Below are 1621 nucleotides of genomic sequence, written 5' to 3' on the forward strand. Positions count from 1 at the left end.
GCTAGCCGCTGCATTCGTGGCGAAGCTTGACCTCCGGAGCCAGAAGATGATGTCGCCGCGGTTCTGGTTGATGTAGAAGATCCCATAAGTGCCGAGGCATTGGTTCCGGAGTTGACGGTAACTCCGGACTGAATTGTCGTAGCCGACAGGACGGGTGCCGAAGCAATTGATGCTCCGGAAGTTGAAGCCATAGACGACTTCGTCGGAGACTTCGTGTCCGTCAGTCCGGTTGATGTCGTTGGTGACAGAGTCGATGACGTTGGCGCCGGGGCTTCAATGCTGGCTGTCGCTTGGGTTTGAGGTGTAGGCCGGCGGATCAGGCGATGTGGTTTTCTCGTAGTTGTGGCCGAACCCTTTTTCAGTAGCGCTTTTCCTTCGCTTAGAACGCCCAGGGATTTCTGTTGGGGATTGCTCTGCTGGCTTGCGTTTGATGCTGCTATGCCTTCAGCGCCTGCGAAGACGGGCCATGTCATGGGCACGGCAAATCCATAGGCGAAGGACACTATGACGATTCCACTCGAGAGGAACCGCAGCGTCTGACTACATTTCTGGCGCATGGTCCAAATCCTCCGCGTTGCAAGCCCTGCTCGAAAAACTCTCCAAAACCTAACTCACAAAGGACACTTCTAAAGAAGCGATAATTTTGACCGACGCGATTACGTGCCCTCAGGTGAGTCAGTGAGCAAGTTAAGTGCCCCTCTCCTTGCAAATGAGTAGGACTCCAGCCTGAAAAGACCGAAATGATCAAAGATTTCGAGGCCGTTTGTGTGATGGGAAGGTTGCGGGTTGACGCCGTACTGGAGGGCTAGCCTGCTTGTGCGCGTTCGCTCAGGAATCTCTTTGCGGAACATCTAAAGTTTAAGTTTAGATTTAGCTGATATGAGGTTATTTCAAAATGACCTATAGTCGTTTTTCTATTCGCGTCTAGCAGGGATCTGTTTGATATTATTGGGGCTCCACCGTCTGTATGCTTTTCCCGCCACGATGCTAGCAGTGAATTTAGCTCAGCCAGATGAGAAAGGAGAATCATGAAGACGAATTGTGTGCAGTATCAGGTATGTGCGATGGAGGCGTAGTCGACCACATCGTTGTGCGGTCATGGTGAGCAATCTGGATTCTTGAAAGTGTTGACTTTCTTGACTCGTTGGAAGTCATCTGCCATTGTTGCCCTATTGGAAAAATGAGGAGTTCTATGAAGAAAGAGAGAGCACGATCGGTTGCGGTTGTGGGCTTGGGTTACGTAGGTCTCCCGATAGCGGTAGCGTTCGGCAAGCAAGCTCCCGCGATTGGGTTTGATGTCAACAAAACCAAGATTGAGGAATTACGGAAAGGGATTGATCGAACCGGTGAGGTCTCAAAGGAAGACCTTGTGGCAACGAAGATAAGCTTTACCTCGGAGCCTACTGATCTTAAAGCAGCGGATTTCATTATCGTCGCGGTTCCAACTCCAATCAGCGAGGCCCTGCAGCCGGACTTGAAGGCGCTGAGGATGTGCTCTGAGACAATCGGGGCCAATCTCTCGCCGGGAGCCATTGTCGTCTATGAGTCTACGGTGTATCCCGGAGTCACCGAGGAAGTTTGTCTTCCTATTCTGGAGAAGAAGTCCGGAATGAAGGCAGGG

Annotated in this window: 1 pseudogene; it reads left to right on the forward strand. The window is 51.5% G+C overall.

Annotated features, from left to right (window positions below):
* Positions 1–1192: 1192 nt before the first annotated feature.
* Positions 1193–1621, forward strand: a pseudogene (locus ACOSYY_RS11555) (nucleotide sugar dehydrogenase); the annotation flags it as partial.

The sequence above is a fragment of the Nitrospira sp. BLG_2 genome (assembly GCF_049222245.1).